We start from the raw sequence: 22,252 nt of genomic DNA, 5'->3' as shown, positions 1-22,252 counted from the left end.
CGCCCATGCTGACAGTGGGCCTGACCGGCGGGATCGGCGCCGGCAAGAGCGAGGTGTCACGGCTGCTCGTGGAGCACGGGGCCGTGCTGATCGACGCGGACCGCATCGCACGCGAGGTCGTGGCGCCCGGCACCCCCGGCCTCGCCGCCGTGGCCGATGCCTTCGGCACCGACGTGCTCACCGCCGACGGCAGCCTCGACCGGCCCCGGCTCGGCTCGATCGTCTTCGCCGATCCCGAGAAGCTCGCCGTCCTCAACTCGATCGTGCACCCCCTGGTGGGCGCCCGGTCCCGCGAGCTGGAGAGCGCGGCGGCCGAGGACGCCGTCGTCCTCCATGACGTGCCGCTGCTCACCGAGAACGGCCTCGCGCCGCTCTACGACGTGGTGATCGTCGTCGACGCAGCCCCCGAGACCCAGCTCGACCGGCTGGTCCGGCTGCGCGGGATGACCGAGGAGGACGCACGCGCGCGTATGGCCGCGCAGGCGACCCGCGAGCAACGCCGGGAGATCGCCGACATCCTGATCGACAACGACGTACCCCTGGACGCGCTGAGGGAGCGCGTCGCCGAGGTCTGGGACGACCTCGTACGGCGAGCGCGCCGGGGCGGGGACCGTACGCCGGGCGAGGGCGGTGCGGCCGCGGAATAGCGGTCCGGCAGGGGGCGTTGCAGCGGTGGAGTGAGGGAAGGACTCAGTCGTGCCCGAGACCAGCGGTTCCATCGGACCTACGCCGGAAACCCATGTGATCGACTTCCGTGCGGCCGAGCAGCTGCTCAACGCGCGGGACCCCCTGGGCGCGGTGAAGCTGCTCGACGGAGTCATCGCCGCCCACCCCGAGAACACCGCCGCCCGGCTGCTGCGCGCGCGAGCCTTCTTCGCCGCGGCGCAACTGCGGCCGGCCGAGCTTGAGTTCACCATCGTGCTGGAACGTGAGCCGGACAACGCCTTCGCGCACTTCGCGCTGGCCCGCACCTACGAGCGCCAGAACCGTCCCGAGCAGGCCAAGCGCCACTTCCGGCTGGCCGCCGCGCTCGACCCGAACCCGGACTATCTGAAGGCCGCGCGCTTCGAGGCCTGACGGCGGGCCGGCCCGCCTGCCCGGCCGGCCGGTGCGCCCGTGCCGTCGATCACGGGTGCCGGTGTCTGGGCGGCCCGGGACGGGGCGGCCGGGGGTAGGGGGGCCGCGGGTGGGGCGGTCCGGATTCCGGCGGCTGGTACGGCGGGATGTCACGGCCCGGCTGGTAGTGCGGGCCCTGGCGCAGATGCCTCAGGATCATGGCCATGTCGACGGCGACCACCAGTGACAGCACCCCGCAGGCCACCGCCCAGCCGGTGCGCCCGGCCAGCGCGAACACCGCCGTGCCGAGGAACGCCCACAGCAGCCCCCACACACTCAGCCAGAACCGCGCCCGCAGGGGGCTGCGCGCGGTTCTCGGTTCGCTGCCGGTACGCATCGGGCCACCACTCCACTCCTCTTCGCACCGTACTCTTCGATGATGACGCACATCAACGCCCGACGGAGCACGGGGGAGCGGCGTCCGGCGCGGTGGAGCGGGCCGGCGCCCGACATGCTCTCGACGTGGAGCGGGAGCCGGCCGGACGGCACCGGGGCAGGGAGGGCGACTCGGCGTGATGCAACGCGCGCGGGGCGACCTCGGGCGGCGCCGGGAGAGCGGAAGCCGACCACCGCCGGTCACGCTCGGTGAGACGTGCGCGGCGACGCCGTCCACCGGAACCGAAAGGGGGGAACCGCACGTGCTGCCGGACGCCGACGACCTGCCCGAACTCCTCCTCGACCTGGCCGTACCGCACGAGGACATCAACGAGCTCGTCGCGCGCCGGCGCGGGGTGACCGCTGACCCGGGCACGCTCAGGCTCCTGACGGACTGCGTCGAGGAACTGCTCCGGGAACCGTGGGACACGGGCCGCACACCCGACCTGGCCGAGCCGTTCGCCGCGGCCCCGGCCGAACTGGCCGACGTCTTCCCCGTGTACGTCTTCCTCGCCGCCCTCCCGCGGACACGGGCGTATCACCGGGCGCGCGGCATCCCGGCCGAGATCTCCCGGCGCACCCTGGCGGACCTGGGCCGGAACATGGCCGCGTACCGCGGGCGGCACGGCAGGACGGGCGTGCGGTCGCGGCGCTGGCTGGTGCGCCATTTCCGCGGGGAGCTGTACCAGCTGGGCCGCTTGCAGTTCGAGCGGGCGCGGCTCGGGGACCGTGACGCCCGGGTGACGGCGGCGGCGGGACTGGCCGCGGCACCCGGCACACCCTGCCTGAACCTGCACGTCCCCGACTTCCACGGCCCGCTGACCCCGTCCGCCTGCGACCGCTCCCTGGCGCTCGCCCGCGCGTTCTTCCCCCGGCACTTCCCCGGGGAACGGCCGGGCGCCGTACTGTGCCACTCCTGGCTCCTCGACCCGCAGTTGCGACGTCACCTGCCCGCCGAATCCGGCATCGTCCGCTTCCAGGAACGGTTCCGCATCGCCTGCGACAAGACGGCGCCGGCCGACGCCGAGCCGGTCCGGTTCGTCTTCGGGGACCCGGACCTGCCGGTGGCCGGACTGCCCCGCCGCACGTCCGTGGAGCGGGCGGTCGGCGACCATCTGCGGGCGGGCGGCCACTGGTACATCGGGCACGGATGGTTCCCGTTCCGCGCTGGATAGCTCGAACGGGTGAATCGGGGGAGGGGGGGAACGGGCGTGCGGGTGCGGGCCGTTGTCCGGGCATGAGGGTCGACATGCGTGAGGGACACGAGGGCACGGGACCGGGTGCGATCACCCCGGACGGCTGCGCGGTGGAGTTGTACACCCGGCTGCCGGTGGGCGGCGAGCCGGACGTCATCGCCGCGGCGGTACCGGCGGGGGCGCACATTCTGGAACTGGGCAGCGGTGCGGGCCGGGTGACCCACGCCCTGCTGGAGCGCGGCTTCACGGTCACGGCGGTGGACGAGTCCGCCGACATGCTGGCCCGGGTCCGCGGGGCGCGCACGATATGCAGTCCCATCGAGGGTCTCGACCTGGGGGAGACGTTCGACGTGGTGATGCTCGCGTCGTTCCTGGTGCACGCCGGTGACGAGGAGGTGCGCAGAAAGCTGCTGCGCGCCTGCGTCCGGCATGTGGGGGAGGGCGGCTGTGTGCTCATCCAGCGTGAGGGCGAGGACTACCACTCCGATGTGCCGAGAGAGCGGGTCGACCCGAGCGGCCTCACCGTGCGGATCGTCTTGGCGGAACCGGTCGGGGACGGGGTGAACTCGGTGCACGCCGAGTATGTGTTCCCGGACGCGGTCTGGACACAGACGTTCCTGTCCCGGCCCCTGACCAAGGAGCAGTTCGAGTCGGCGCTGGCGGAGGCGGGACTGGCGGTGGACGCGTATCTCACCCCGGACGGTATCTGGGTGAGGGCACTGCCCAGGGCGTGACGGCGGCCGGGGCCGCGGCGATGAGTTTCCGGTGTCCGGCCGGTCTACGTCGGTGAAAGCAACCGGCACCGCTTCGCCGCCTCACCAGGAGACATCCATGTCGGAGAGCACCGCCCCCACCGGCACCACGACACCCACCAGCGGCCTCGGCTCGCCCGTCACCGGCCGGGCACGCGGGCTCCGGATCGCCCTGCGGACCGTGCAGGTGCTGCTCGCCCTGTTCTACGGCGTCGCGAGCGCCCTGCCCAAGCTCATCGCGCACCCGTCGGCCGTCGAGTCCTTCGACAGAATGGGTTGGGGCAGCGGGGCCATGTACACGATCGGCGCGCTGGAACTCGCCGGGGCCGTCGCGCTGTTGACACCGGTGCTCCAGTCCGTGGCCGCCCTCGCCCTCAGCGCGCTCATGGTCGGCGCGTTCATCGTCCAGCTCACCGCGTTCGACGGCCAGAACGCGGCGACCCCGCTGATCCTCGTCGTACCCCTCCTCCTGATCGCCTGGGCCCGGCGGCAGCACAACAGGGACCTGCTGGGCCTGCTGCGCCGACGCTGACAGCCCTGACGGTCGACCCCCGCCGCGGACGCCCACGCTGACGGGCAGGCGGGGGGCCGGCAGATGTCAGCGGGCCCGGGTTTGAGCCGCTTGGGGCAGCGGCGGTGGCGGCCCTCCGTGCGGCGCCGCGCGCGGTCATGAGACCGGCCGCCCCGATTGTCCCGGCCGCCCCGGGTCCGCCCCGGCCGTCCGGCCGCGCCGGCAGTGGGCTGATCTGCGCGTTCGGGCGCCGGATGCCGCGTTCGCCCGAGCACCTCGGGGCACACGGGACGGTATGGACGACAGCAGTGCCCTCGCCCGTCTCGACCGGCGCGTCGCCGACTGCCGGGCCTGCCCCCGGCTGGTCGCCTGGCGCGAGGAGGTGGCCCGTACCAAGCGGGCCGCGTTCGCCGACGAGACGTACTGGGGGCGGCCGGTCCCGGGCTTCGGCCCCGCCGACGCCCGGCTGGTGATCATCGGTCTGGCCCCGGCCGCGCACGGCGGCAACCGCACCGGCCGGATGTTCACCGGCGACCGCTCCGGTGACGTGCTCTACCAGGCGATGTACGACGTGGGGCTCGCCTCCCAGCCCACGTCCGTCCGTGCCGACGACGGCCTGGAGCTGTACGGCGTCCGTGTCACCGCGCCCGTGCACTGCGCCCCGCCCGACAACAAGCCGACCCCGGGTGAGCGCGACACCTGCCGGTCCTGGCTGGTCCAGGAGCTGACGCTGCTCCGCCCGACGCTGCGGGCCGCGGTCGTGCTCGGTGCCTTCGGCTGGCAGGCCGCGCTGCCCGCGTTCGCGCAAGCGGGCTGGACCGTGCCCCGCCCCCGGCCGGCCTTCGCCCACGGCACCCGGGTCGCGCTCGACGGCCTCGACCTGTTCGGCTGTTTCCACGTCAGCCAGCGCAACACCTTCACCGGCCGTCTCACCCCCGAGATGCTGCGCGAGGTGCTGCGCACGGCGGCGAGAACGGCCGGGCTGCTGTGACGGCTGCCGGCGGATCGCTTTCAGGGCCGGTCAGGTGTTTCCGGCACCACGGCCGTGGCCGTGATCTCCACCAGCTGCCCGGTGTATCCGAGGCAGGCCACGCCGAGCAGCGTGGACGAGTGCGGTCCCCGGCTCAGACCGGACGCCTCGACCACCTCCCACACGGCGGACAGTGTCGCGGTCTCGCTGCTGACCACGTACACCTCCGTCGCGAGCACATGCTGCAAGTCGCTGCCGACGGCGTGCAGTTGCTCGCGCAGGTTGGCGATGACCTGCTCGGCCTGGCGTACGGGGTCCCCCGGGCCCACCAGTTCGCCGTCGGCGGTGAGCGGCACCGCCCCGGCGAGGAACGCGAGTCTGGTGCCGGCCTCCACGACGGAGGTGTGGGAGTAGGTGGGCGGCGGGAACAGAGTGGGGACGGTGACGCGCTGGATCATGGAAGCGACTCCTGGTGCGGTCTGCGGGCAACTGCCCGATGATCGCCCCCTTCCGCCCGTGACGCATCCGGATTACGCGTCCCGGGGCGGGCGCCGGGCCGCCGCCGGGTGTCGCGGGAGGGCGGTCCGGGATTGCGTTCATAAAGAAACCGGCCGCCCCGGCACCTTTCACATGGGCGAAACGTGGTCACACCGTTCGCACCGGGAACAGGCTCTACGGTGGGAACATCCGCCGGCCGCCGTCGTCCGAAGGCCCACCCCGCCCTCGTACGGACAGGAGCCCCGTGTACCGGCCCGCCACACCCCCCTGGCTCGCCCACGCCTTCCGTGCTCAGCGCGGTCCCGTTCCCTGGAGTGCCGTGACCCGGGGCGCGCTCGCCGCCGGGCCGTTGCTGCTCGCCGGCCTGCTCGGCGGGCGGACGGCCGTCGGGGTGCTCGCCGCCATCGCCGCGATGCTCGCCGGCATCAACGACCGGCCCGGCAGCCGGCGGGTCTCCGTGAAGCGGCTGGGGGCGCCCGCGCTGGCCGGCGCCCTCGGGCTGCTGGTGGGCACCTACGCCGGGCAGGGTCTGACCGCCGTACCGCTGACCCTGGCTCTCACCCTGCTGGGACTGGTCGCCGGAGCCGTCAGCGCGGTCGGGCCCGTCGCCTCCGCCGCCGGGACCCAGCTGCTGGTCGCCGCGGCCGTCGGGGCCGGGATGCCGGCGGCCGAGCCCGGCTGGCAGCGTGCCCTGGCCTTCCTCGCCGGGGCCGGCTGGCTGCTCGTGCTGCGGCTGGCCCTGCCCACCCCCGGCTCGTTCCCCGGGGACTTCCGGTTCGACGGGGAGCGGGCAGCGGTCGCCGAGGTGTACGACGCGGTCGCCGCGCTCCTCGACGCCGTGGGCGGGAAGCACGCCACCGCCCGGCGGGCCGCGCTCACCGCCGCCCTCGACCACGCCCAGGACGCCCTCGCCGGACCCCGCCTGCGCCGGTACGCCGGCTCCGCCGCCGAGCGCCGGCTGCACGCCCGGTTCGCGGCGGCGCTGCCGCTCGCCGAGGCCGCCACCGCCCTGTACTGGGCGGGGGAGCCGGTGCCGGCGCGGACGGCGGAGGGTCCGCGGCTGCTCGCCGCGGCGATCCGCACCGGTACAGGGCCCGGCCCGCTGCCCGCGCCGCCCCGGTCGGCGCCCGCCCTGCGCGCCCTGGACGACGCCCTGCTGCGTACCGCCGAGGTCTTCGACCGGGGCGAGGGCGCCCACCACGGGCCGCCCGGCCGGCGCCGCGGTGTCCGGCGGGCGCTGCGTGCCGCGCTGGGGGCCGGCGGCCGCGAGTACGGGCTGCGCGTCGCCCTCAGTTTCGGCGCCGGCGCCGCCATCGCCCAGGCCCTGCACCACGCCCGCTGGTACGGGCAGCACGAACACTGGTACTGGCTGCCCGCCACCGCCGTCTTCCTCGTCAAACCCGATCTCGGCCCGCTCGCCTCCCGGGTGCTGTGCCGGGCCGCCGGCACCGTGCTGGGCGCCCTGGTGTTCGCCGGTTGCGCGGCGCTCCTGCCCCGTCCGGCCGGACTGGTCGCGCTGGTCGCGGTGTGCGGCGCCCTCGTACCGGTCGCCACCCGGCACTTCGCGGCGCTCACCGCCGTCGTCACCGTCCTCGTCCTCGCCCTGGTCATGGCCGGCGGGGAACCGCAGGCCTCCGTCGGCCGGATCGGCGAGACCCTGCTGGCCTGCGCACTCGTGCTGCTCGTCGGGCACCTGCCGATGCCGGGGCAGCGCGGCGGCGGGGTGAGGTCCCGGCTGGCCGCGGCCGAGAACGCCGCGCACGCCTACCTCCTGCACGTCCTCGGCGAGTCCGGCGACCGCGCCGAACGGTGGGCGCTGCGCCGGGAGGCCTACCGCACCCTCGCCGAGGCCCGCACCGCCATCGCGCTGGCCGCCGCCGAACTGCCCGCCCTCGCCCGGCACACCGAGGGCACGGACGCCGTCGCCGAGGTGCTGGAACGGCTGGTGGACACGACGACGGCCTGCGCCGTGCAGCTGGACGACACCGGCCGGCTCGGCCCCCGGCACACGCGGCAACTGCGGGAGGCACTGGGAGAGCTGGAGACGCGCGGGGAGCGGGCGCCGCTGCCCCTGGCGGCGTGACCGGCCCGCGGGTTCCGGGCGGTACGAGTCGCGCCGGCGCCCGCACGAGACTGGCCGGAAAACGCTCCGCACCGGGCGATGAGTTCCGCTCCCACCGACGGTCACCACCCCGAACCGACCGTCGGACAGGAGGGCCCATGTCGCTTCCGGAGATCGTCTCGCGTGAGCAGTGGCGCGCGGCGCGCGAGGAGTTGCTGCGCAAGGAGGAGGCGGCCAGACGGGCCCGTGAGGTGCTCGGCGCCGAGCGGCGGCGGCTGCCCATGACCGAGGTCGACGCGGAGTACGTCTTCGAGGGCGGCGACGGCAAGGCCACTCTCCTCGACCTCTTCGAGGGGCGCGCCCAGCTCGTCGTCCACCACTTCGCGTTCGCGCCGGAATGGACGAGCGGCTGCCCGTGCTGCGCGGCCTTCCTGGACCAGGTCGGCCACCTCGCCCACCTGCGCGCCCGGAACACCTCCTTCGCGGCCGTCTCCCGGGCGCCGTTCACCCGGATCCTGCCGTTCAAGGCCCGGATGGGCTGGGCGGTGCCCTGGTACTCCTCGGGGGACTGCGGCCACGACCCCGGCCGCGACTTCAACCGTGACTTCGAGGCCACCGTCGAGTCGGACGGAGAGCTGGTCGAGCGTCCCGGGCTCAGCTGCTTCCTCCGCGACCACGACAGGGTCTTCCACACGTACTCGGTGTACGACGGGGGACTGGACGGACTCGGCACCACCACCGGCCTGCTCGATCTGACGGCGCTCGGCCGCAGCCCCGCCGGCAGCGACCGCCTCCGCCTCCACGACGAGTACGAGGGGTGACGACGAGTCGGCTGATGACGACCAGTACGACTGATGACGACGAATCGACTGATGACGACCAGTACGACTGATGACACGGACGGCCCCGCCACGTCTCCGGAACCGGACACTCATGGTCCTGTTCGTGTCACAAGGTGAACGGATCCTCACGGTCCGCGCCGACCAGGTGTCGAGAAGGTATCAGTCGCGTCACTGAGCGAGGCGTTTCCCCTCTCCAGAGCGTTAACTCCTACACGTACGACGCTTTCTGGAGGTGCGAGATGGTGAACGGGCGAACGGTGCTCGAGCGCTTTTCCGCCGGTGGTCCGCGGGGATCCTGGCCCGCGGAGGAGTTCGCGCACGCACGACGTCTGGAGGGGCTGGCCGCGGAGGTCGTCATGGATCTCGCCACGGACACGTTCCTGGTGATCGTGCGGGGGAGCGAGGTCAGCGAGTGAGCCGGTGAGCCGGCGCCGGATCGCCCGCCGGCCCCGGCCGGAGCGGCCCCGGTCGGAGGGGCTCGGGCCGGAGCGGCTCAGGGCGGCGCGGTACCGGTGGGAACGGTTCAGGCCGGCTTCGGCGCCGGTACCTTCCGCGATGCCGCCGCCTTCGCCGTGAACTGGTCCGCCTGGAGTGTGTACAGCTCGGCGTACACACCGCCCCTGGCCAGCAGCTGCTCCGGAGTGCCGGACTCCACCAGACGGCCGTGCTCCAGCACGTGCACCAGGTCGGCGTGCCGGACCGACGCCAACCGGTGGGTGATCAGGACCACCGTCTGCCCACCGCCCGCCAGCGCCCGGATCTTCTCGAACACCTCCAGCTCGGCCCGCGCGTCCAGCGCCGCCGTCGGCTCGTCCACGATCAGGATGCTCCCGCGCCGGTACGCGGCCCGTGCGATGCCGAGCCGCTGCCACTGGCCGCCGGACAGCTCGTGACCGCCGCTGAAGTTACGGGCCAGCAGGGTGTCCAGGCCACGCGGCAGATCCGCGACCACGTCCGCGGCCCCGGCCTCGGCGACCGACATGGCCAGCCGTTCCTCCGTCATGGGTGCACCGGAGCGGCCGACGGCCACGTTGACCCGTGCGGTGAAGGGCCAGCGCTTGAAGTCCTGTGCCACCATCGCGACGCGCTCGGCGAGCAGCCGCCGGTCGGCGCGGGCGGCATCGACGCCGTCCCACAGGATCCGGCCCCGGTCCGGCGTGTACAGGCCCGCGAGCAGCTTGACGAGCGTGGTCTTGCCCGAGCCGTTCTCGCCGACGAGCGCGATGATCCGCCCGAGTGGCAGGGTGAGGGTGACGTCGTCCAGAGCTGGACGCGAGGTGCTCCGCTCACCGGTGTCCTCCGGGTGCGCGTCCGGCGTCCGTGGTTGCGTCCGTGGCTGCGGGTCGCGCGGGTAGCTGAAGGTGACGTTCTCGAAGCGGATCTCCTCCGGGTGCTCCGGCAGCGGCTCCCCGCCCACGGGGATGGCCCGCTCGGCCGCCTCGACGTACAGCCGCTGGAGATCGCCCACGAACAAGGCCTCCTCGTGCAGCTCGTTGACCGCCAGGACCAGCGTGTCCAGGCTCGCCGCGCCCGTACGGACCGCGATCACCGCCGTACCCGCCACCGACAGCGCCATCGCGCCGGCCAGCAGCAACGCGCCCAGCGTCGCGTACGTCGCGAGGGTCGCCAGCCCCGTCCAGCTCGCGGCGATCAGACCGGTGCGGGCGGCCAGCCGGGACAACCGGGCCTGTTCCGCCTCGGCGGTCTCCGACATGGACCGGAAGTGACGCAGGAGGAACGGTCCCATCCCGTGCACCCGGATCTCGGGGGCGGCGGCCGGCTCGGTGAGCAGGTTGCCGATCAGCTGGCCGGCCCGCGCGTGCTGCACCCAGGTGTGGAAGGACTCGTAGCGGCGCCGGGCGTTGGTCAGCGCGCTCCAGGCGCTGGGCAGGGTCATGGTGACCAGCAGCGGCAGCAGTCCCGGATGCAGCACGGTGAGCACGCCCGCCGCGGTGACCAGCGAGATGATCGAGTTGATCACCCGGGTGCCGTGCCCGATCATGTGCCGGGTGGACCGGGCGCCGTACTGCGCCGTGTCCAGCAGCTTGTGGAAGGCGTGGTCCTCGATCGCGGCCAGCTCCACGTTCGCCGCCCGCTCCAGATACAGCTCGGTCGCCACCCGCTCCACCTTGGGCTCCAGCCGCCCGGTGGCGTAGATCGAGGCCGCCCGCAGGAGCGCGGCCAGCAGCAGCACGCCGGCCAGCACGACCAGGGCGGGGGCCGCCGAGCGCAGCCGCTGCCCGATGTCCGGCCCGGTGAGCAGCTTGCCGAGCGCGTTGTTCACCGCCAGCAGGCTCACCGCCTGGGTCACGCCCCGGCCCACCTCCGCGGCCAGGACCACCCGGGCGGCCCGCGGGTCGGCCTGCCGGGCCAGCCGCAGACTCGACGCCAGCATGCCCGGGAGCCGGGTCATCATCGCCCGGAAGCCCAGCTCCAGGAAGGCGTCCGCGTGTTCGTTCCAGCCCATGTCGTACCGCAGCGGCCCGCCGAAGAGCAGCCGCTCCGACTCCGACACCGCGGGCTGGACCGCCTCCCGTCTCTTCCCCACCACGACCTCCCGCGCCCACCGGAAACGGCCACTATCGCGGCCGGCGCACCGACTGGGCAGGGCGCGAACCGACGTACGGGGGGCGCGGAGGGGGCACGGGAGCACGGTGCGGGGGACCGCGATGACGGCGCACGCCGGTGCCGCGGCTAGGCCGGGACGGCCCTCGACCAGTCCGGGGCCGTACCCGTCACCCGGCACAGCGCGAGATAGAGCGGGATCGGCGGGGTGTACGGAACCGTGCCCTCCGGCCGGTGGATGAGCCTCGCGGTGCCGTTGATCAGGGCACCGGTGGCATAGTGCGCCGGGTACGGCCACGGCAGGGCGTAGTCGGAGTCCGACGGGACGATCCACCACCAGTGGGAACCGTCGGTGTACACGCACCCCAGCCGTGGCAGCAGGGGCACGACGAGTGGACCGAGACGGTCGGGGACGGCTACGGCGTCACAGCCGAGCGGGACCGTCATGCCGTCCGGCACCTGGAGCCGGCGGACCGGATCCGCGGCCGGCCGGCGACGCTGCATGCGCACCAGGGAGTCCAGGCCGACGGTGACCTCGTGGCCCGCACCGGTGCCGGCGGACCGGCCGGAACCGCCGAGCGCACCGAGGCCGGTCACGCGCGCTCCCCGCGGCGGTACTGGCCGGGGGCGTGGTGCAGGGGCTCGCCGGGTGCCGCGTACCGGTACTGATCCGGACGCTTGCCCTGCCGGTGCGGCTGGTCCGGGCTCACGTGCTGATGCCCGTCCGCCGCCGCGTGCCGGTGCTGGTCGGCCGCCCGGTGCGGGGGCTGACCTGCGGCGGGATGCCGGTGCTGATCCGACCCTCCCGGACGGTGCTGCTCCGGCATTCCTGGGCCGGGCTGCTCCGGCACCCTAGGACGATGCGGCTGCGACTGCCCCTGCCGGTGCTGCTCCGGCTCTCCCTGCCGGTGCCGCTCCGGCTCGTGCCCGTCGGCCTCGGTCTCCTGGTCGTCGCCGGAGTCGTCCGGGCGGCCCGGCCTGGGGCGGGCGCCCCAGCCGAGGTCGTCGCGCGGCTCGGCGGTGTCGTGGGCCGTGTCGGTCCGGTGGGTCAGCTCGGCCCAGACCAGCAGTCCGGGGCCGTACCCCTGGACCCCCCAGGCCCGGCACAGCGCGTCGACGAGAAGCAACCCCCTCCCGTGCTCCTCGTCGGGCCGCTGCGCGGACGGGTGGGGTTCACCAGGGGCACAGCCCTCGTCGTGCACGGCTATGCGCACCACGTCGCCGTGCTCGTGCAACTCACACACGACCCGGCTGCTGACGGTGTGCACGACCGCGTTCGTGACCAGCTCGGACATGACCAGGGCCGCGTCGTCGCAGGTGTCCGCGCACACCGACCACCCCGACAACCGGGCGCGTGTCAGGTGTCTCGCCCGGGCGACGGAACCCGGATGGGCGGCCAGCTCGAAGCGGAACCTGCGCTCGGCGGCGCCCCTCTGAGGGGGAGCCCCCGCCGCAGCACCGAGACCGGGGCGGTCTGCGGAGGCGTCTGTTCCTAAAGGCGCGGACGGAATCACGCATGTCACTATCGCCCTGCCGCGGACACTTGGCAAGTGTCACTCTGAAAATTGCAGAGTGCTGTATGACTCGGTCAGAGGTCGTGGCACACTGCTCGCAACAGCACCACGAGCGGCGCCAATTGAGGTCGTCGGAGAACCGGTCCGGTCTTCGAATGTACTTTCGAATGGCGCCGTAGGGCTGTCAGGAAACTTTCGGTGGAGCTTTTCGGGAGCTCCGGAGCCCGGAGCCGGAGCCCTGGGGGTTCCGGAGCCTTCGGTGGAGGTGGCAGCGTGAGCGAACCGCGGTCCGCGCCGACCGTGGGCCAGGTGGTCCTCGGCCGGCGCCTCCTGGACCTGCGGGAACGCGCCGGTCTGAAGCGCGAGGAGGCCGCCCGCGTCCTCCACGTCGCCCCCGCCACCGTCCGCCGCATGGAGACGGCCGAGGTCAGCCTCAAGATCCCCTACCTGCAACTGCTGCTGAAGGCCTACAGCGTCCCCGACGAAGAGGCCGACGCCTTCGTGCGGCTGGCCGAGGAGGCCAACAGACCCGGCTGGTGGCAGCGGTTCCACGACATCCTGCCGGGCTGGTTCTCGATGTACGTCAGCCTGGAGGGTGCCGCCGCCCTCATCCGCTCCTACGATCCGCACTTCGTCCCCGGCCTGCTCCAGACGGAGGACTACGCGCGCGCGGTGCTGGAATCCGGTGCCGTGGGGCAGACGAGCCCGGACGACATGGAGCGGCACGTCGCGCTGCGCATGCGACGCCAGGAACTGCTCACCCGTGCCGACGCCCCCCGTTTCTGGGCGGTGATGGACGAGACGGTCCTGCGCCGCCCGGTGGGTGGCCCGGAGGTGATGCGCGCACAGATCGACAAGTTGCTCGAGGCCACGAAGTTGCCCCATGTGACGCTCCAGGTCGCCCCGTTCGCCAACGGGCCGCATCCAGGAACGTACGGGCCCTTCGTGCTGTTCCGGTTCGCCATGCCGGAACTGCCCGACATGGTCTACAGCGAGTACCTGACCGGCGCCGTCTACCTGGACGCGCGCACCGAGGTGGCGACCCACCTGGAGGTCATGGACCGCATGGCGGCGCAGGCCGCCACGGCACGACGCACGAAGGAGATCCTCCGGGATCTCCGCAAGGAGCTGTGAATGGACCGCATCAAGCCGCGCGGACGCGTCTACAACGGGATGCCCGCGCGGGAGCTGGGCAGCGAGGGGTGGCACAAGCCGTGGAGCGGCGGTAACGGCGGGAACTGCCTGGAGGCGATGAAGCTGGCCGACGGCCGGGTCGCGGTACGCCAGTCCACCGACCCGGACGGGCCCGCGCTGATCTACACGACGGCCGAGATAACCGCGTTCATCGAGGGCGCCAAGGCGGGGGCGGCCGACTTCCTGCTGTCCTGAACCTCGTCGCACGGCCTCCTCCGGTGACGCGCCGACGTTCCCACCGCCCTCTCCCGCGCAAGCCGACCGACCAGGCAACCCCGCACCGCCGACGCGTCCGACGGGGCTCGGTGGCGGCTCGGGCATCCGGCGTCACCCCGGCCGTCACCCCTGCGGCAGCACCCCGCACAGCGCCTGAAGCGCCGCACCGTAGGCGTGCTCGGCCGGAGCCGCGTACCCCACCACCAGCCCCTCGCCCATCGTCATGTCCCCCTCCGCGTCCGGGTGCCGGAAACCGGCGAGACCGTCGAGGGCGATGCCCTGCCGTGCGGCGGCGCTCACCGTGGGCCCCTCCGTACCGGGCGGCAGCCGCAGCACCGCGTGCAGCCCGGCCGCGATACCGGTCACCTCGATGTGCGGCGCGTGCACGGCGAGCGCGGCGACGAGCCGGTCCCGCCGGCGCCGGTACCTCTGCCGCATCCGCCGCACATGACGGTCGTACGACCCACCGGCGACGAAGTCCGCGAGGGCGAGCTGGTCCGGCGCGCTCGCCCACCCCTCCCGCACGCCCTTCGCCGCCAGCACCGGCTCCACACAGCGGCTGGGCAGAACCATCCAGCCCAGCCGCAGCGCCGGTGACAGGCTCTTGCTGACCGAGCCGATGTAGATCACCCGTTCCGGATCGAGGCCCTGGAGCGCGCCGACGGGCCGGCGGTCGTACCGGAACTCGCCGTCGTAGTCGTCCTCCAGCACCACCGCGTCCCGCGCGCGTGCCCAGTCGATCACCGCCGCCCGGCGTTCGGGGTGCAGCGGGCCGCCCGTCGGGAACTGGTGCGCGGGCGTGAGCAGTACGGCCCGCTCCCGTCCGAGCGCCTCGACCCGCGCCCCGTCCTCGTCCAGCGGCAGCGGTACGGTGCGCACGCCGGCCGCGGCGAGCAGACCCCGGTGGAAGTCCAGCCCGTACGCCTCCACGCCGAGCGGACCGCGCAGCACGCCACCGGCACCCGGCCTGCCGGGCCTGTCGGGTCCGTCGGGTCCGTCGGACCTGTTGGGCCCACCAAGGCTGCCAGGGCCGCCCGGCGTGCCCGGCCTGTTCCCCGCGAACAGCAGCCGAAGGGCGTGCCCGAAGCCCGAGCAGATCACGATCCGGTCCGGCTCGGTGCGCACCCCTCGCGCGCGAGCCAGGTATTCCGTCAGCGCCTCCCGCAACTCCCGGCGCCCCGCGGGGTCACCCGGCCCGAACGCCTCGCTCGGCGCAGCCAGCAGCGCCCGACGGTAGGAGGCAGCCCAGGCCGCACGCGGGAAGGCCGACGCATCCGGCGCACCCTGCCGCAGGTCGTGCCGTGGCCCACGCGCGCGTACAACTGCCTCCTCGGTCGCGTGGGCCGCGGCGTGCCGCTGCGGCTCGGCGCTCTCGCGCCGGCCGGAACGCGGCGGGGCCACACCCCTGGCGACCCTGGTCCCGGAACCCTGCCGGGCCGTCAGCCAGCCCTCGGCCACCAGTTCCGCGTACGCGTCGGCCACCGTGTTACGGGCCACGCCCAGGTCCGCGGCGAGCGACCGGTACGGCGGCAGCCGGGTCCCCGGAGCCAGCCGCCCGCTGCGCACGGCGTCCCGCAGCGCCCGCGTCAGCGCCGCCCGCCGGCCGCCCGGCCCCGACAGCTCCAGGTGCAGGTCGACACCGATGCGCTGGGCGGAATTGACCCATGATTCCATCATGGAAATGCACCTTACCGCCGGTCTTTACGGCGCATAGGTTGAACACATGACGACGCACACGACCGCCACTCCCGCACCCGCCACCGAGACCGCTGCCACCGAGACCGCCGCCGCCAGGACCGCCCGCCCCCGCCTGAACCTCGCGAAGGCCGCGCCCAAGGTCTTCCGCGCCCTCGTCGGCTTCGACGCCGCCGCCCGCGAAGGCCTCGACCCGTCCCTCGTCGAACTGATCCAGGTCCGCGCCTCGCACCTCAACCACTGCGCCTACTGCCTGCACATGCACACCAACGACGCCCGCAAGGCCGGCGAGAGCGAGGACCGGCTGCACATGACCGCCGTCTGGCGCGAGGCCCGTCACTTCTTCACCCCGAGGGAACAGGCCGCCCTCGCCCTGACGGACGCGGTGACCCGGGTCGCCGACCAAGGCGTTCCCGACGCCGTCTACGCCGAGGCCGCCGCCCACTTCGACGACCAGGAACTGGGCCACGTCCTCGCCCTGATCCTCACGATCAACACGTGGAACCGGGTGGCCCTGGCGACGGGCAAGGTGGCGGGCACCGACGAACGCGTCCGCTAGTGCGTGTCGTTCGGCTCATGCCGCGGGCGGCGGGACCCGGCGCGCGTCCGCGGCGTCGTCGGCTGACGACTCCTCCACGTTCGGCTGCGCTCGCGCGGGGGCACCGCCGCCGCAGCCACACGCACCGGGTCCCGCTCAACCCCGCTGACAGGCGCCGCCGACACCTCGCACCCCGAATCCGAACGGCAGACCCCGGCCCGCCCGGCCCCGTCCCGCCGGACAGCCGGCGCCGCCCGCCTCGGGCCCGCCGGCGCCGGGATCGCCGTCTCTGAGAGGGGCGCCTCCGGGGTACCCGGCGTCGGCGTGCAGGGCCATGAGAACGCGGGCCGTATCAACCGCCCCGACGACGCTCGACCACTCGGGCTCCACGCGCCCCGTAACGCGCCGGCCGGAACCGCGGTGCGCCGCCCCGCCCCCGGACGTCATCGGACGCCGCCCTCAGACCACCATCGGCCGGTCGGTGGGCGCTATGGGCGCCGGAAGCCGTGAGCGACCCGTCAGATAACGGTCGACGGCCGCCGCGACCGCCCGCCCCTCCGCGATCGCCCACACGATGAGCGACTGTCCGCGCGCCGCGTCACCGGCTGCGAACACCCCGGGCGTCCGGGTCGCGAAGCCGTCGTCCCGGGCGATCGTGCCGCGCGGCTCCAGTGCCAGCCCCAGCTGCTCGATGAGCCCGTCCCCCTGGTCCGGCCCGGTGAACCCGAGGGCGAGCAGCACGAGGTCGGCGGGGAGCGTCCGCTCGGTGTCCGGCACCGCGAGCCGCCTTTCGTCGACCTCCACCAGATGCAGCGACCGCACCCGCCCCTTCTCGTCCCCGGTGAAGCGGAGCGTGGACGCCGCGAACAGCCGCGCGTCCGCGTCCGCCGCCGGCGCCGTACGCAGGTCCCGGGCCTCCTCGTGCGCGCCCGACAGCCGGTAGGTCTTCGGGTACGTCGGCCACGGCTCGGTGTCCTCGTCGCGCTCGGCACCCGGCTGGGCGTAGATGTCCAGCTGGGTCACGGACGCGGCCCCCTCCCGCACCGCGGTGCCCAGGCAGTCCGCCCCGGTGTCCCCGCCACCGACGATCACGACATGTCTCCCGGAGGCCGACAGGGGCGAGACCTCGAGATCCCCCTCACACACCCGGTTGGCCAGCGGCAGATACTCCATCGCCTGGTGTATCCCGTTCAACTCCCGGCCCGGCACCGCAAGTTCCCGCCACGCCGTCGCACCCGTGGCGATCACCACCGCGTCGTACCGGGTCCGCAGCTCCGTCGCGGGAACGTCCCGCCCGACCACCGTCGACGTGCGAAACCTCGTCCCCTCGGCCCGCATCTGCTCGATCCGCCGCTCCAGATGCAGCTTCTCCATCTTGAACGCGGGGATGCCGTACCGCATCAGCCCACCGATCCGGTCATCCTTCTCGTACACCGCCACCGTGTGCCCGGCCCGGGTCAGCTGCTGTGCCGCGGCCAGCCCCGTGGGCCCGGAGCCGATGACGGCGACCGTCTTCCCGGACAGCCGCTCGGGCGGCAGGGCCGGGGTGAAACCCTCCTCCCACGCCCGGTCCGCGATCGCACACTCGACGTTCTTGATCGTGACGGCCGGCTGGTTGATCGCCAGCACACACCCCGCCTCGCACGGTGCCGGACACAATCGCCCGGTGAACTCGGGGAAGTTGTTCGTGGAGTGGAGCCGGTCGCTCGCGTCCCGCCAGTCCTCCCGGGACACCAGGTCGTTCCACTCGGGGATGAGGTTCCCCAGCGGACAGGCGTGGTGGCAGAACGGGACACCGCAGTCCATGCAGCGGTCGGCCTGCTTGCTGATGATGGGCAGCAGCGCTCCCGGGACGTACACCTCGTCCCAGTCCCGCACCCGCTCCTCGACGGGCCGCCGCGGCCACTCCTGGCGCGGCGTGGTCATGAACCCCTTGGGATCGGCCATGGGCGTCTTCCTCGCGTACGGGGCACCGAAGGCACCGGATGTACGACGGGCCGTGCCTCGGCAGGCGCTGCTCTTCCGGCCACGATACGTCCGCACCGCCCACCCCGCAGAGTGGCGGACAGCGCTTTCTGCCGGGATTTTCTCGGGCACGCGACCAGCCGGCGGTCCAGCATCGGCAGCACCTCCCTCTCTCCGCCACCCGTAGCCCGGTGGCCGGCCACGCCGACCGGTGCCGGACACGGCCGGAGGGCGCCCTGCCCCACCCTGCGGCAGGACCCTCCTGCCTCGTCAGCCGGTGTCCTCCCCGGCCTCCCGCCACGCCCGCAGCACGTTCTCCACCGCCGGGGCGATCCGGCGCCGTGCCTCGTACCGTGCCACTCCACTCATCAGCAGCCGGTCGTACGGCGTGTCCCCGTGCCGCACGGCCGCCACCACCGCCGATACCACCGCCCCCTCGGACAGCAGGCGCCCGGCCGCGCTGCGTCCGACCCGCCCGCTGCCCCGCACCGACGCATGGGCCGCGATCACCCGGGCCCGCTCGCCCGGGCAACCGGGGAACAACCGGAGGATCTCGGCCGTGAACGCCGCGGCGAACCGCTGGTCCTTCACCGCCCTGCCCCGCGCGTCCCGCGCCCGCCTCCGGCGCCGCGCCTCCGCGTCCGCCAGGCAACGGGCCTCGGCCCGGGCCAGCGCCGCCGGCTGCACGAGCACGCCCTGGCGTTCGTAGCGGCTCCTGCGGCGGTTGAACCGCACCACGACCGCCGACAGCGAACTCTCCTCCCGCGCCCGGCGGGTGAGCGCCGTGTCACCCCGCGGCAGGAACACCAGGTGCCCCAGGTCGGCACAGTCCAGGCACCGCGGTGCTCCTTGCTCCAGCACGAGCAGCGACAGCGGACCGCGCCGGCAGCCGGCGCACCGCTTCCGTCTCAGCGGCTGGACGACGACAAGCCGGGGGGTCGCGGGAAACGCCATACGCGGTACGTTCCCTTCCACCGCCCGCGTCTCCCGCACGGGCCTCCGCCTTCTTCCCCTCCTTCCGGTCACGGCTTCTTCTCGTCCTTCAGGCGGCCCTGTCGCCTCACCCGGTGGGCCCTGTCGCCCCTCCAGGCTGGCGGTGGCGGGGAGTCCGTACCCGTCCAGGCGGTACCGCTCGGTGCCGGCGCCCTCACCGGTCTCCGGAGCCACCCGGCATCATGGGCTCTGTGCGACTCGAAGCGATCACCTGGGACCGGCTCGCCGAGCTGCTCGCCGACCGGCTGGCCGGCCTGGAACCGGCCGACGGAGGAGCCTGGCCGCGGGTCGGCTTCGACGGCGCCCCGGCCGCCCGGCCCGGAGACCTCGCCGAACGCGTCGGGGAGGCGCTGCGGCTGCGCGGCCGGCCCTCGCTCGTGGTCGGCACCGAGGGTTTCCTGCGCCCTGCCTCGCTGCGGCTGGAGCACGGGCGGCGGGACGCGGAGTCGTACTACAGCGGATGGTTCGACACGGGCGCCCTGTGGCGGGAGGTATTCGGCCCGCTGGATCCCGGAGGCAGCGGGCGGATCCTGCCCGACCTGTGGGATCCCGTCACCGACCGGGCCACCCGCAGCCCGTACGTCCACCTCCCGCCCCGCGCGATCCTGCTGCTCCACGGCCCCCTCCTGCTACGCCACTGGTTCCCCTTCGACCTGACCGTGCACCTCCTCCTCTCCCCGGGCGCCCTGCGCCGCCGCACCCCCGAGACCGACCACTGGACCCTCCCCGCCTTCGCGCGTTACGAGGCCGAGACCGACCCGGCCGGGACGGCGGACGTCCTCGTACGCACCGACGACCCACGCCATCCCGCCTGGAGCGCCTGATCCCTCCCCGAACACGCGGTGCACCGGGGGCGCGCGTTCGAGTACGCCGACCAAGGCTCACTGCACTTCGCCGACGGCAGCAGCGCGACTCCGGACGGGCGGTCACCGGGACCGGGCCTGTCCGGCCCGCCGAGGTGGCCGCCCGGTCGACGTACCCGCCCGGGCGAAGGACCGTGCCCAGGCGAGGACCCGCCCAGGCGACGGACTCGTCCTGGCGTCGCGTCCCGCAGTGAACGCCGGCGCCCCGCCGTCTAGAGCCAGCCGTTGCGCCGGAAGCCCCGGTACAGCGCCAGACACGCCGCCGCCATCACGGCCATGACCAGCGGATAGCCGAACCGCCAGTGCAGCTCCGGCATGTGCTGGAAGTTCATGCCGTACACCCCGCACACCATCGTCGGTACGGCGACCACCGCGGCCCAGGCCGTGATCTTGCGCATGTCCTCGTTCTGCGCGACGGTCACCTGCGCGAGATGCGCCTGGAGGATGGAGTTGAGCAGTTCGTCGAACGCGGCGATCTGCTCCTTCGCCCGTATCAGATGGTCGGACACATCCCGGAAGTACGCCTGTATCTCCGGGGCGACGACCCGGATGGGCCGCGTGGCCAGATCCTCCACCGGGCGGCCCAGCGGTACCACCGCACGCTTCAGCTCCAGCAGTTCACGCTTCATCTGGTAGATGCGGCCCGGGTCGAGGCAGGCACCGTTCTCCGAGAACACCTCCGTCTCCACCTGGTCGATGTCGGCCTGCACCGCGTCCGTGACGTTCAGATAGTCGTCGACGACATGGTCGGCGATCGCGTGCAGCACCGCCGCCGGTCCCTTGACGAGCTGATCCGGGTTCGCCTCCAGCTCCTCACGGAGCGGGCCCAGAGACCCGTGCCGGCCGTGCCGTACCGTGATGACGAAGTCCTCTCCGACGAACAGCATGATCTCGCCCGTGTCCACCACCTCGCTGGTCGCCGTCAGCTGCTCGTGCTCCACGTAACAGACGGTTTTGAACACCGCGAAGAGCGTGTCCCCGTAGTGCTCCAGCTTGGGACGCTGATGGGCTTCGACCGCGTCCTCCACCGCCAGCGGATGCAGGTCGAACAGGTCGGCCACGCCCGCGAACTCACGTTCCGTCGGCTCGTGCAGCCCCAGCCACACGAAGCCCTCGCCGCTCTTGCGGACCAGCCGCACCGCGTCCTCAAGGTCGCCGCATCCCGGCACGCGCACGCCGTCCTGATACGTCACGCAGTTGACCACCGACGAACCCAGCGGCGACCTGGCGGGATGACTCAGGTCCACGCGCGGCCGGCGCCGGGCCAGCCGCGCCACCCTGCGCAGGCCACCGACCCTGTCCAGCCCCGTGACCTTCCGCAGATTCCCTGCCATCGACATCTGGATCTCCTCGCGTGGATCTCCGCGCAGCGCTTCCGTGTCCTTGCCCGGCAAGTCTGCCAGTCCCGGACACAACGTGAGGAAGCCTGTGGGAACAGAGAGTTCCGCTTGTGCCCGCCTGTGGACAGAGGCCGGTCGAACCGGACAAGCCGGGTGACCGGGATGATCGCGGCATGACCCGACCCGACGGATACCTCCTGGACAACCAGCAGAACGAGGCAGGCGAGCGCTTCGACGCCTTCGCCACCCTCTTCGACCCCACGACGTTCCGGCATCTCGAAGAACTCGGTCTCCAGTCCGGCTGGCGCTGCTGGGAAGTCGGCGCAGGCGGCACCTCCGTCGTGTCCTGGCTCGCCGGGAGAGTCGGCCCGGCCGGTCAGGTCGTCGCCACCGACATCGACGCCTCCCGGCTCACCGCCGCGGCCCGTCCACCGGTGGAGGTCCACGTCCACGACGTGGGCGCCGACGAACCCCCGGGGGAGGGCTTCGACCTGGTCCACGCCCGGCTGGTCCTCGTCCATGTCCCGGACCGGGACCGGGCGTTGCGCTCCATGATCCAGGCTCTGCGGCCCGGCGGGCGACTGCTGGTGGAGGACGCCGACCCCGCCCTCCAGCCGTTGATCTGCCCGGACGAACACGGCCCCGACCAGCGGCTCGCCAATCGGCTGCGGCAGGGCTTCCGCAAGCTGCTCGCCGACCGCGGCGCCGACCTGTCGTACGGCCGCAAACTCCCGCGTCTCCTCCGGGAGGCCGGGCTGCACGACGTGGAGGCCGACGCCCATTTCCCAGTGGCCTCACCCGCCTGCACCGCGCTGGAGGCCGCTACGGTCCGTCAGGTCCGCGCCCGGCTGGTCGCCGCGGGACTGGCCACCGACGAGGAGATCGACCAGCACCTGGCCAACGTCGAAACCGGCGGCATGGACCTGGCCACCGCGCCGATGATCTCGGCGTGGGGCCGCAAGGCGTAGCTCCGTTCCCCGGACTCCACCGCGCGCACGACGAGGCAGCAGGACCGGCCGGCCCCGGCCCGGTCTGCCGCCGGCGCCG

22 protein-coding genes and 1 pseudogene are annotated in these 22,252 nt (G+C 73.5%); 14 read left to right on the top strand and 9 right to left on the bottom strand.

Annotated features, from left to right (window positions below):
• The first annotated feature begins 5 nt into the window (after positions 1-5).
• On the top strand, positions 6-647 hold the full coding sequence (gene coaE, locus AB0F03_RS00275; protein ID WP_361984539.1) for a dephospho-CoA kinase: 642 nt from the start codon (positions 6-8) through the stop codon (positions 645-647).
• 49 nt (positions 648-696) lie between these two features.
• Positions 697-1,077, top strand: coding sequence for a tetratricopeptide repeat protein (locus AB0F03_RS00270; protein WP_361984536.1), 381 nt, complete (start codon positions 697-699; stop codon positions 1,075-1,077).
• Between the two features lie 49 nt (positions 1,078-1,126).
• Here AB0F03_RS00270 and AB0F03_RS00265 read toward each other — a convergent pair whose 3' ends face one another.
• A complete protein-coding gene (locus tag AB0F03_RS00265; protein WP_361984533.1) occupies positions 1,127-1,453 on the bottom strand; it encodes a DUF6343 family protein in 327 nt (108 codons plus the stop codon).
• A gap of 301 nt (positions 1,454-1,754) precedes the next feature.
• Here AB0F03_RS00265 and AB0F03_RS00260 point away from each other — a divergent pair, with 301 nt between their 5' ends.
• The 4 genes from AB0F03_RS00260 (at position 1,755) to AB0F03_RS00245 (ending at position 4,941) form a co-directional block, all read left to right on the top strand.
• Complete coding sequence (locus AB0F03_RS00260) at positions 1,755-2,666, top strand: acyltransferase domain-containing protein (RefSeq protein WP_361984530.1); 912 nt, start codon at positions 1,755-1,757, stop codon at positions 2,664-2,666.
• A gap of 74 nt (positions 2,667-2,740) precedes the next feature.
• Positions 2,741-3,421: a class I SAM-dependent methyltransferase gene (locus tag AB0F03_RS00255; protein WP_361984527.1), complete on the top strand. Its 681-nt coding sequence runs from the start codon at positions 2,741-2,743 to the stop codon at positions 3,419-3,421.
• Positions 3,422-3,518: 97 nt separating this feature from the next.
• Positions 3,519-3,971, top strand: a complete 453-nt coding sequence (locus AB0F03_RS00250) for a DoxX family protein (protein WP_361984524.1) — start codon at positions 3,519-3,521, stop codon at positions 3,969-3,971.
• A gap of 274 nt (positions 3,972-4,245) precedes the next feature.
• Positions 4,246-4,941 carry a uracil-DNA glycosylase gene (locus AB0F03_RS00245; protein WP_361984521.1) on the top strand — a complete coding sequence of 232 codons (696 nt, stop codon included), beginning with the start codon at positions 4,246-4,248 and terminating at the stop codon, positions 4,939-4,941.
• Between the two features lie 20 nt (positions 4,942-4,961).
• Here the strand turns inward: AB0F03_RS00245 and AB0F03_RS00240 are convergent, their stop codons facing one another.
• A complete protein-coding gene (locus AB0F03_RS00240; protein ID WP_361984518.1) occupies positions 4,962-5,378 on the bottom strand; it encodes a RidA family protein in 417 nt (138 codons plus the stop codon).
• 359 nt (positions 5,379-5,737) lie between these two features.
• Between AB0F03_RS00240 and AB0F03_RS00235 the strand changes: the two genes are divergently transcribed.
• From AB0F03_RS00235 to AB0F03_RS00225, 3 genes are all read left to right on the top strand, one after another.
• Positions 5,738-7,501, top strand: a complete 1,764-nt coding sequence (locus tag AB0F03_RS00235; protein ID WP_361984515.1) for an FUSC family protein — start codon at positions 5,738-5,740, stop codon at positions 7,499-7,501.
• A 137-nt stretch (positions 7,502-7,638) separates the two neighbouring features.
• The gene (locus AB0F03_RS00230; protein WP_361984512.1) at positions 7,639-8,301 is read left to right on the top strand and encodes a DUF899 domain-containing protein; all 663 of its coding nucleotides are present in this window, start codon (positions 7,639-7,641) and stop codon (positions 8,299-8,301) included.
• Positions 8,302-8,561: 260 nt separating this feature from the next.
• The gene (locus tag AB0F03_RS00225) at positions 8,562-8,738 is read left to right on the top strand and encodes a hypothetical protein (protein ID WP_361984509.1); all 177 of its coding nucleotides are present in this window, start codon (positions 8,562-8,564) and stop codon (positions 8,736-8,738) included.
• A gap of 107 nt (positions 8,739-8,845) precedes the next feature.
• On the opposite strand, the gene AB0F03_RS00220 is transcribed toward AB0F03_RS00225, so the two are convergent.
• From AB0F03_RS00220 to AB0F03_RS00210, 3 genes and pseudogenes are all read right to left on the bottom strand, one after another.
• Positions 8,846-10,870, bottom strand: a complete 2,025-nt coding sequence (locus AB0F03_RS00220) for an ABC transporter ATP-binding protein (RefSeq protein WP_361984506.1) — start codon at positions 10,868-10,870, stop codon at positions 8,846-8,848.
• 146 nt (positions 10,871-11,016) lie between these two features.
• On the bottom strand, positions 11,017-11,391 hold the full coding sequence (locus AB0F03_RS00215) for a hypothetical protein (protein WP_361985792.1): 375 nt from the start codon (positions 11,389-11,391) through the stop codon (positions 11,017-11,019).
• A 461-nt stretch (positions 11,392-11,852) separates the two neighbouring features.
• A pseudogene (locus AB0F03_RS00210) lies at positions 11,853-12,410 on the bottom strand (ATP-binding protein); the annotation flags it as partial.
• Between the two features lie 264 nt (positions 12,411-12,674).
• On the opposite strand from AB0F03_RS00210, the gene AB0F03_RS00205 reads away from it, so the two are divergent.
• Positions 12,675-13,535, top strand: a complete 861-nt coding sequence (locus tag AB0F03_RS00205) for a helix-turn-helix transcriptional regulator (protein ID WP_361984503.1) — start codon at positions 12,675-12,677, stop codon at positions 13,533-13,535.
• Positions 13,536-13,790, top strand: a complete 255-nt coding sequence (locus AB0F03_RS00200; protein ID WP_361984500.1) for a DUF397 domain-containing protein — start codon at positions 13,536-13,538, stop codon at positions 13,788-13,790.
• A 144-nt stretch (positions 13,791-13,934) separates the two neighbouring features.
• Here the strand turns inward: AB0F03_RS00200 and AB0F03_RS00195 are convergent, their stop codons facing one another.
• A complete protein-coding gene (locus tag AB0F03_RS00195) occupies positions 13,935-15,488 on the bottom strand; it encodes a PLP-dependent aminotransferase family protein (RefSeq protein WP_361984497.1) in 1,554 nt (517 codons plus the stop codon).
• A 46-nt stretch (positions 15,489-15,534) separates the two neighbouring features.
• Between AB0F03_RS00195 and AB0F03_RS00190 the strand changes: the two genes are divergently transcribed.
• Positions 15,535-16,065: a carboxymuconolactone decarboxylase family protein gene (locus AB0F03_RS00190; RefSeq protein ID WP_361984494.1), complete on the top strand. Its 531-nt coding sequence runs from the start codon at positions 15,535-15,537 to the stop codon at positions 16,063-16,065.
• Positions 16,066-16,503: 438 nt separating this feature from the next.
• Here AB0F03_RS00190 and AB0F03_RS00185 read toward each other — a convergent pair whose 3' ends face one another.
• Both AB0F03_RS00185 and AB0F03_RS00180 read right to left on the bottom strand, forming a co-directional pair.
• Positions 16,504-17,991, bottom strand: coding sequence for a glutamate synthase subunit beta (locus tag AB0F03_RS00185; protein WP_361984491.1), 1,488 nt, complete (start codon positions 17,989-17,991; stop codon positions 16,504-16,506).
• A gap of 288 nt (positions 17,992-18,279) precedes the next feature.
• A complete protein-coding gene (locus tag AB0F03_RS00180; protein ID WP_361984488.1) occupies positions 18,280-18,963 on the bottom strand; it encodes a DUF2293 domain-containing protein in 684 nt (227 codons plus the stop codon).
• Positions 18,964-19,193: 230 nt separating this feature from the next.
• Between AB0F03_RS00180 and AB0F03_RS00175 the strand changes: the two genes are divergently transcribed.
• Positions 19,194-19,826, top strand: coding sequence for a uridine kinase (locus AB0F03_RS00175; RefSeq protein ID WP_361984485.1), 633 nt, complete (start codon positions 19,194-19,196; stop codon positions 19,824-19,826).
• 251 nt (positions 19,827-20,077) lie between these two features.
• On the opposite strand, the gene corA is transcribed toward AB0F03_RS00175, so the two are convergent.
• Positions 20,078-21,205 (bottom strand): magnesium/cobalt transporter CorA, encoded by a 1,128-nt coding sequence (gene corA, locus AB0F03_RS00170; protein WP_361984482.1) that lies wholly within the window; start codon positions 21,203-21,205, stop codon positions 20,078-20,080.
• A gap of 173 nt (positions 21,206-21,378) precedes the next feature.
• On the opposite strand from corA, the gene AB0F03_RS00165 reads away from it, so the two are divergent.
• Complete coding sequence (locus tag AB0F03_RS00165) at positions 21,379-22,173, top strand: methyltransferase (RefSeq protein WP_361984480.1); 795 nt, start codon at positions 21,379-21,381, stop codon at positions 22,171-22,173.
• The last annotated feature ends 79 nt before the right edge of the window (positions 22,174-22,252 follow it).

The sequence above is a fragment of the Streptomyces sp. NPDC028722 genome, assembly GCF_040637655.1.
Lineage (GTDB): Bacteria > Actinomycetota > Actinomycetes > Streptomycetales > Streptomycetaceae > Streptomyces.
This window is presented reverse-complemented; position numbering and strand designations above follow the sequence as displayed.